The sequence below is a fragment of the Devosia sp. genome (assembly GCF_017307565.1).
Taxonomy (GTDB): Bacteria; Pseudomonadota; Alphaproteobacteria; order Rhizobiales; family Devosiaceae; genus Devosia.
Window position 1 is genome coordinate 1 of record NZ_JAFKHD010000490.1, and the last position, 6,911, is coordinate 6,911.

Consider the following 6,911-nt stretch of genomic DNA (forward strand, 5'->3'; position numbering starts at 1 on the left):
GCCACCGAGATGGCGCGGTCGAGCCGCAGGTTGAGCAGGGTGCGATTGGCCAGCCCGGTCAGAGGATCATGATTGGCGAGGTGCTCGATCTGGCGTTGCGCCTGCCTCGTTGCCGTCAGGTCGCGGACAGCGAGGACCTGCGTTGGCCTGCCACGATACTCGACAGTCCGAACGGCGAACTCCAGGCTTCGCTCCTGCGGCCCATCGGTCAGTGTAGCCTCGGATATGCCTTCTCGACTGCCCAGCACCTTCTGCCCATCGATGGGCTGCAGCAGCTTTTCCGGGTCCAAGCCAATCATGGCCGATGCCGGCCCCGTGAAGGCGACGATTTCACGAAAGCGCGCATTGAGATCGATGATGCGATTGCCCCGGACGATGGCAACGCCCTCGATATAGGCCTCGGTCATACCGCGCAGATCAGTGAGGTATCGGTCGAGCACTACGGCGGCGACACTGCCGCAGGCCGTAATGGTCGCGATCGCGCAAATCGCCCCCACCAACCACATACGGCTGGCATCGTTCTCCGCGTGGGCAGCCACGGTCGGATCTATGGCAAAGCTGGTCGCCGCCATGTCCGAGAAATGCAGCACGACGATCCCGGCCGAAACCAGGAGGCCCGGCACCACCTGCCGCAGGCCATTGATGCCGCCGCGCTGGCCCGAATAAGAAAGTCCAAACGCGCCAACCGCAAAGGCGACCGCACCAACCAGCATCGAAAAATCATAGGCCTGTCGCATCAGCCCTTGCATGGCCATCATGCCAAGGAAGTGCATCGCTGCGACGGTGACAGTGAGCAGCACTGCGGCGAGGAGCGAACCCAGGAGTAATTTTCGGCTGGCAAGCCGCAGGCTTTCGAGCACGCCACCGACGGCGACAAGCGCTGAGAGCGCTGTGACCAGCCAGTCGAAATTGACGGTGACCGAGCCCTGATAGGCCAGCATGGCAACAAAATGCGTCGCCCAGATACCGAGCCCGCCGACACCCGCCGCTGCGATCAGCCACAGTGGTTTGCGGGTCTCAGCGCATTCGTCGACGCGTCGGAGCAGCAGGAACATCACCTGCATCGAAGACAGGCAGATTATCGCTGCGAGCAAAAACGTTACCGTGTCGTGCTCAAGTACAATGCAATCCAGCAGCTTCAACATCAGAAAACTCCGCGCCGACACTGCGATGGTGGATCTCGATTGTTAATTTTGGCGTAGTTGCTGCGTCGGAGTTTTTACTGCCACCCGTTCGTGCCGGTGCCTCACGGCCAAGCCGCATAAGATCCGTCGCGACGCCCCTGCCGTTGCGCTGCCTGCTGCCGGAATTTTCCCGGCGAAATCCCCTTTCGCTGCGAAAAGAACCGGCTGAAATAGCCCGCGTCCCGAAACCCCAGCGCATCGGCCACTTCGCCCACCTGCATGGAGGAGCGCTCCAGCAGCGCCTCCGCATCCTCCAGCAATCGCCGATGCACCAGATCGAGCGGCGTTACCCCCGTCGCCCGCTTGATCGCCGTATTCAGCCGATCCGTCGTGATCCCCATGGCGCCAGCATAGTCCGTTACCCGCCAATGCTGCCGCGCATTGAGCTCCACCAATTGCAAAAAGCCCTGAACCAGCATGCGCGGCGAGCTCTGCGCCGGTCGCGCGCCGCCGCCACCAAGCCGCCAGAAGGCAATCAACACGAGGCAGAGCCGGCTCATCACCGCCTCGCGCATCCCCGGCAGATCTTCAGACAGCTCCTCGCTCAGCGCGGCGATATCCGCCCCGATCACCCGCGCCGCCTTGCCCTCCAGCGGCACGCCCAGCAGCGGCCGCTCCATCCCCTCGCGCAAAGGTCCCGCAATCGCGGTGGCCGGCACCACCCGCGCCAGCGCCCCGTCCGAAACCGTCAGCGCCGCCCCCCGCGCCCCCGCCGCCAATCGCAACTGTCCGCCCCGACCCCCGGGCAGCCAGATGAGACACGGTCCGCGCACCGCCGTAACTGTATCACCCAGCCACACCTCGCCCTCGCCGGCATTGAGCAGAAATCCATGCGCCGAGCGCCGCGCCCGATCGCCGACAAAACTCCATTCTGACGGTCCAAGGCTACCGGTCAGGTCCGTCACCTCGACATCGGGCCCCTCGACCCGCGCCCCCTGCGCAATTGCCTGATGCACGTAAATCTCTCCCAAATCCCCGCTAAAAATACAAAACTCTCTCAGTTTTGTCCATTTTGCTCGGGAGCCATCCGGCCTAGCGTTTTGTTAGGGTCGGAACCAGACACCCAAAACCGCCGAAAAGGCTGGGGTCTGGAGCCGAATTTTTGGGAACGCCCGCAGTGTCGGGCATGGGAGGACGACATGACGAATCTGTCTCGTAGAACGCTGCTGCAGGCCATGGGCACTGGCGCATTGGCCACGGCTCTTGCCAGCCTGCCCACCTTCGCGCAGGACCGCACCGCCATCCGCATCGGCTACGCCGTTTCCAAGACTGGCGCCAATGCCGGCGGCGCCGGCATTTCCACCATTCCGAATTACCTGCTCTGGGTCGACGACGTGAACAAGGCCGGCGGCCTTGAGCTGTCCAAACTCGGCGTGACGCTGCCGCTCGAAGTCACCGAATACGACGACCGCTCTTCCGCCGAAGAAACCGTCAGAGCCATCGAGCGCCTCGCGACCCAGGACAATGTCGATTTCATCCTGCCCTCCTGGGGCACCGGCTCCAACCTTGCCGCCGGCCCGACCTTCGACCGCTTCGGCTTCCCCCAGCTCGCCGGCACCGCCGTTACCGATATGGCCCCGCAATTGGCCCAGCGCTGGAAGAACTCCTTCTGGTTCCTCGGCGGCGGCCACGACTATGCCAATGCGCTGGTTAACCTCCTCGTCAAGCAGCGTGATGCCGGAGCGATAAACAACAAGGTCGCCATTGCCTCGGTGGCAGACGGCTTCGGCATCGACCTTTCCAAGGCCGCGACGCCCGCTTTCGAGGCCGCCGGCTTCGAGCTTGTCTATGACAAGACCTATCCCCTCGGCACGTCGGATTTTGCCCCCATCATCAACGAAGTCTCCGGCCTCGGCGTCGATACCTTCGTCGCCTTCTCCTATCCGCCCGACACTTTCGCGCTGACCCAGCAGGCCGTGGTCGCCAATTTCAGCCCGAAGGTCTTCTATCTCGGCGTCGGCACCGCCTTCCCGATCTATCCCAATGTCGCGGGACCCAACCACAATGGCGTCATGGGCGTCGGCGGCATTGACCCCGACAGCGAAGCGATCGCTGCTTACTTCGAGCGCCACACCGCGCTCGTCGGCCAGGCCCCCGATAGCTGGGCCAGCGCCGTCACCTATGCCAGCCTCGAAATCCTCGGCCAGGCCATTACGCGCGTTGGCGACCTCGACAAATCAGCCGTCGCAGCCGAAATCGCCTCCGGCGAATTCGACACGATCCTCGGCAAGGTCAAACTCGTCGACAACCAGCTCCGCGCCTTGTGGACTGTCGGCCAGTGGCAGGACGGCAAATTCGTCGGCCTCGCCCACACCGAAGGCAAAGCCGCCCGCGAACCGGTCGTGCCAAAGCCCGCCTGGGTTCCTGCGAGCTAAGACGGCTGCGGTTATGACACCTCCCCCTTGATGGGCTCCGACCTGTCCCGAAGGGAAATTCGCTCCGGTGGAGCGAATTTAAGGGAGGAGGAGGGAGGGGGTGTCGGCAGACACCGGCCCCATGACCGCCCTCACTCTATTCAGGAGCAAACATGCGCTTCAGCGCCATTCTCACCGGCCTCGTCCTCGGCGGCACCTATGCGCTCATCGCCATGGGCCTGACCCTCCAATACGGCGTCGCCCGCATCATGAACCTGGCCTATGGCGATCTCATCATCGCCGGCAGTTTCTGTGCCATGCTCCTCTTCACCGCCATGGGCATCAATCCGCTCATCGCCCTCTTCATCGTCGTCCCCCTCGGCTTCGCGCTGAGCTGGCTCGTCTATGCGCTGATGCTCCAGCCACTCGCCCGCCGCTCACCCAATCGCGACCGCCTTGAGGGTGACTCGATCCTCGCCACCTTCGGCCTCCTCTTCGTCATTCAGGGCGTGGCGCTCGTCCTCTTCGGCGCCAATTACCAGAGCTATTCCTTCCTCGCCGTCCCGATAGACGTCCTCGGCACCACCATTGCCGCCAATCGTCTCCTCGCATTCGCGCTCGCCGTGCTCTTCGGCGTCGGCCTCTGGCTCCTTCTCACCCGCACCCGCTTCGGCACCGTCATTCGCGCCGTCGCCGCCAATCCCGGCTCCGCCCCATTGGTCGGCATCAATGTCGATCACGTCGCCCGCCTGGCCTTTGCGCTCGGCGGTGGCCTCGCCGCAGCCGGTGGCGTCGTCGTCTCCATGTATCTGACCTTTTCGGCCACCATGGGTGTCATCTTCACCATGAAGGCGCTGATCGTCGTCATCATGGGCGGCGTCGGCAATCTCCTCGGCGCGCTGGCCGCCGGCCTCATTCTCGGCGTCGTCGAAACCCTCGTTTCGAGCTTCATCGATCCCGGCCTGACCCTCGCCGCCACCTATCTCATCTTCCTCGCCGTGCTCGTCGTCCGGCCACAGGGCCTCTTCGGAAAGGCCGCCCGATGATTCTTTTGGTCTCTCTTCTCGCGCTGGCCGCTCTTGCGGCGGTCCCCTTCTTCGTCGGCGCCTATCCGCTTGGCCTCGGCATCGGTATTCTGGGATACGGTGCTCTCGCCACGGCCTGGGCCCTCTTCTCCGGCCCCACCCGCTACATTTCGTTGGCCACCGTCGCCTTCTTTGGCATCGGCGCCTACACGGTCGCGGTTCTAGCCGATCTCATGCCCTATCCGCTGGTGCTCCTCTGCGCCGCGCTGATCGGCCTGGTCGTCGCTCTTCTCGTCGGCCTCGCCACCCTGCGCCTCGCCGGCATCTATTTTGTCATCTTCACCTTCGGCCTCGCCGAACTCGTGCGCCAGCTCGTCACCTATTATGAGGTCAACGTCACCCGCACCCTCGGCCGCTACGTGTTCCTGCCTATCGGCCCCGAACACATCTATTGGCAGCTCCTCGGCCTCCTCGCCGTCACCCTCGCGCTCGCCTTCTGGATCAGCCGCGCCAAGATCGGCCTGGCTCTTCGCGTCATCGGCGACGATCCCGTCGTCGCCTCACACCTCGGCGTCCGCATCACCCGCACCAAACTCGCACTCTTCTCCTTGAGCGCAGTGGCCATGACTCTCGCCGGCGCCATCCAGGCTCCCCGCTGGACCTATATCGAGCCCTCCATCGTCTTCAATCCGACGGTCAGCTTCCTCACGGTCATCATGGCCCTGCTCGGCGGTCCCAATCGACTCTTCGGTCCCCTTCTCGGCGCCGTACCGCTCTTCCTTCTCTTTGAGTGGCTCTCGGCCAATTTCCCCAACCACTATTCCATTATTTTGGGCCTTCTTTTCATAGCCATCGTCTTTCTCCTGCCTAACGGCGTCCTCGCCGCATGGGACAAATTCGCCGCCCGCCTCAAGAACAAGGAGGCATCAGCATGAGCCTTCTCACGCTCTCCAATGTCACCAAGCGCTTTGGCGGCCTCACCGCGGTGAATGATCTCTCTTTCACCCTGACCGCGGGCGAATCCGTCGGCCTCCTCGGCCCCAATGGTTCCGGCAAAACCACGGCGCTCAACATGATCTCGGGCTATCTGCCCGTCACCGCAGGCACCATCGCGCTCGATGGCATGACCATCAGTACCCTGGGGCCGGAGCGCATCGCCCATCGCGGCGTCGCCCGCACCTTCCAGCTCGTCCGCGCCCTGCCGTCTCTCACCGTCGGCGAAAACGTCCTCGCGGCGCTCGCCTTCCGCAAAGCCCCCCTCTGGGGCAGCGAAGCCGAAGCAAAGATAGGAGCCCTGTTGGAAAGTGTCGGCCTGGCCGGCCGCCAGCAAGAGCAGGCGAGCAACCTCACTTATATAGATCTCAAGCGCATGGAACTGGCCCGCGCCCTCGCGACCGAGCCAAAACTCCTGCTGCTCGACGAGTGGCTCGCTGGCCTCAACCCCACGGAACTGCGCTCCGGCATCGACCTCATCACCCGCCTGCGGCAAAGCGGCATCACCATTCTGCTCGTCGAACACGTTATGGATGCGGTGCGGGCGCTCTGCACCCGCTGCATCGTCATGAACACGGGCTCGCGCCTCGCCGATGGTCCAACCGCCGATGTCCTCGCCGACAAGTCCGTCATCCGCGCCTATCTCGGAGACGACCATGCTTGAACTGACCAATGTCGCCCTGCGCTACGGCAAGCACCTCGCCCTTGACGGTGTCGGCATCTCCATCGCCGCGGCCGAAACCGTCGTCGTCCTCGGCGCCAATGGCGCGGGTAAATCGTCGCTCTTAAAAGTGCTCGGCGGATTGGTCCGCCCCGAACCCGGCGCAGGCCTCACCTTTGAAGGCAAAGCCATTCTCGGTCGCCCCGCCCACGATTTTCCCGAATTGGGTATCGCCCTCGTCCCTGAAGGCCGCGGCATTTTTGGCGATCTCACCGTCGCCGAAAATCTCCAGCTTGGCGCCCATCCGCCCCATGCGCGACCACACGAAAAGCGCCAGCGCGATCTCGTCCTCGACCTTTTCCCACGCCTCGCCGAACGCCAGGGCCAGATCGCCCGCACCATGTCCGGCGGAGAACAGCAAATGGTCGCCATCGGCCGCGCCCTGATGAGCTGCCCAAAACTTCTCATGCTCGACGAGCCAAGCCTGGGCCTTGCGCCCATCGTCACGTCCGAACTCTTCACCGCCCTCGGCCGCATCAGCGCGACCGGCATTGCCATGCTGGTCGTCGAACAAAACGTAAAAGCCTCCCTCGCCATCGCCCAACGCGGCTACCTCATGGAAGCCGGCCGCATCACCGGGGCAGGGACAGCCGACAGCCTCCGCGCCGACCCGGCCGTCCAGCGCGCATTTTTG

General features: G+C 63.8%; 7 protein-coding genes. 5 read left to right on the forward strand and 2 right to left on the reverse strand.

Annotated features, from left to right (window positions below):
- The coding region (locus J0I64_RS21375) for an MHYT domain-containing protein (RefSeq protein WP_291412102.1) at window positions 1-1,145 on the reverse strand (1,145 nt) is incomplete at its 3' end.
- 101 nt (window positions 1,146-1,246) lie between these two features.
- A complete protein-coding gene (locus J0I64_RS21380; protein ID WP_291412104.1) occupies window positions 1,247-2,140 on the reverse strand; it encodes a helix-turn-helix domain-containing protein in 894 nt (297 codons plus the stop codon).
- A gap of 183 nt (window positions 2,141-2,323) precedes the next feature.
- Between J0I64_RS21380 and J0I64_RS21385 the strand changes: the two genes are divergently transcribed.
- The 5 genes from J0I64_RS21385 to J0I64_RS21405 form a co-directional block, all read left to right on the forward strand.
- A complete protein-coding gene (locus J0I64_RS21385) occupies window positions 2,324-3,559 on the forward strand; it encodes an amino acid ABC transporter substrate-binding protein (protein ID WP_291412106.1) in 1,236 nt (411 codons plus the stop codon).
- A gap of 152 nt (window positions 3,560-3,711) precedes the next feature.
- Complete coding sequence (locus J0I64_RS21390; RefSeq protein WP_291412108.1) at window positions 3,712-4,584, forward strand: branched-chain amino acid ABC transporter permease; 873 nt, start codon at window positions 3,712-3,714, stop codon at window positions 4,582-4,584.
- Window positions 4,581-5,498: a branched-chain amino acid ABC transporter permease gene (locus tag J0I64_RS21395; RefSeq protein WP_291412110.1), complete on the forward strand. Its 918-nt coding sequence runs from the start codon at window positions 4,581-4,583 to the stop codon at window positions 5,496-5,498. The genes J0I64_RS21390 and J0I64_RS21395 overlap by 4 nt, the downstream gene beginning before the upstream one ends.
- Window positions 5,495-6,220 carry an ABC transporter ATP-binding protein gene (locus J0I64_RS21400; RefSeq protein ID WP_291412112.1) on the forward strand — a complete coding sequence of 242 codons (726 nt, stop codon included), beginning with the start codon at window positions 5,495-5,497 and terminating at the stop codon, window positions 6,218-6,220. The genes J0I64_RS21395 and J0I64_RS21400 overlap by 4 nt, the downstream gene beginning before the upstream one ends.
- A partial coding sequence (locus J0I64_RS21405) for an ABC transporter ATP-binding protein (protein WP_291412114.1) occupies window positions 6,213-6,911 on the forward strand: 699 nt, incomplete at its 3' end. The genes J0I64_RS21400 and J0I64_RS21405, both read left to right, overlap by 8 nt.

What these genes read in the sequence shown, in the direction of transcription:
- J0I64_RS21385 (WP_291412106.1), top strand. Translation starts at nt 2,324, where the DNA reads ATGACGAATCTGTCTCGTAGAACGCTGCTGCAGGCCATGGGCACTGGC.
- J0I64_RS21390 (WP_291412108.1), top strand. Translation starts at nt 3,712, where the DNA reads ATGCGCTTCAGCGCCATTCTCACCGGCCTCGTCCTCGGCGGCACCTAT.
- J0I64_RS21395 (WP_291412110.1), top strand. Translation starts at nt 4,581, where the DNA reads ATGATTCTTTTGGTCTCTCTTCTCGCGCTGGCCGCTCTTGCGGCGGTC.
- J0I64_RS21400 (WP_291412112.1), top strand. Translation starts at nt 5,495, where the DNA reads ATGAGCCTTCTCACGCTCTCCAATGTCACCAAGCGCTTTGGCGGCCTC.